Source organism: Acetobacter sp. DsW_063, assembly GCF_002153745.1.
GTDB lineage: Bacteria > Pseudomonadota > Alphaproteobacteria > Acetobacterales > Acetobacteraceae > Acetobacter.
In genome coordinates this window covers 1-875 of the sequence record NZ_JOPL01000138.1, presented here as the reverse complement: position 1 = coordinate 875, position 875 = coordinate 1, and the positions used below count along the sequence as shown (strand labels likewise).

General features: G+C 57.8%; 1 protein-coding gene. It reads left to right on the top strand.

Annotated features, from left to right (window positions below; translation table 11 throughout):
• Positions 1-769, top strand: a protein-coding gene (locus HK28_RS13285; RefSeq protein WP_143217430.1) for an IS5 family transposase whose coding sequence is annotated in 2 segments (ribosomal slippage) — positions 1-330 and positions 330-769 — 770 coding nt annotated over the 2 segments. Because the reading frame shifts where the segments join, the coding sequence is not laid out codon by codon here. This gene is flagged as partial in the annotation.
• Between the last annotated feature and the right edge of the window lie 106 nt (positions 770-875).

Here is an 875-nt window from a genome sequence, read left to right as displayed (position 1 = left end):
TCTTTTCCGATGATGCGTGGTCGGTCTGGGAACCTCTGATCGAGGCGGTTCTTCCGAAAGGCAAAACCCCGCCTCGCGATCTGCGACGGACCATGTCGGCGATTTTCTGGCGCCATCAGAATGGGACAAAGTGGCGATCCATTCCTGCGGAACTCGGCCCTTGGTGGACTGCGGCCCAACTCTTCATCCGCTGGGCAAAATCTGGTGTCTGGCAGACGCTGTTCGAACGCGTGAAAGACAGGCGCCCTGCCCTGGGGATGGTGTTTCTCGATGGCACGAACATCCGGGCTCACCACAAGGCGGCAGGAGCGGCCAAAAAGGGGGATTCAGAGGAAGTGGAAATGATCGTGAAGCACTTGGCCGCTCGCGTGGAGGTTTTGGTAGCAAGGTCTACGTAGCCGCGGATGGCCATGGAAAGGCCCTGTCTTTCACCCTGACGCCAGGTCAGGCCCATGAACTCCCCTCAGCCATGGCCCTCCTTGACGCATTGCCGCACGCCCCGCGCTACGTGGTCTGTGATCGGGGCTATGCTTCGAACCAGTTTCGAGAAGCCCTATGGGACAGGGGCTCACGCCCAATCATCCCGCCCAAGAGCAATGAACCCCCGGTCGCCTGTCCGAAATGGGCTTATCGACATCGCCATCTGGTCGAGAACCTCTGGGCAAGACCCAAGGAATGGCGCGCCATCGCGACGCGTTACGAGAAAACCGCAGCTTCCTTCATGGCTGTTATCTGCGTTGCAGCAACGGCAGATCATCTCAAGACCTAACAGGCCCTAGCCCCAATGGTGCACTTCAGATTAGAATCCACCCCTTCATCAGAAGAAAATACGGAACAGTCAGAGACCATTCTTCGTCGCTGATATCAGACGGATA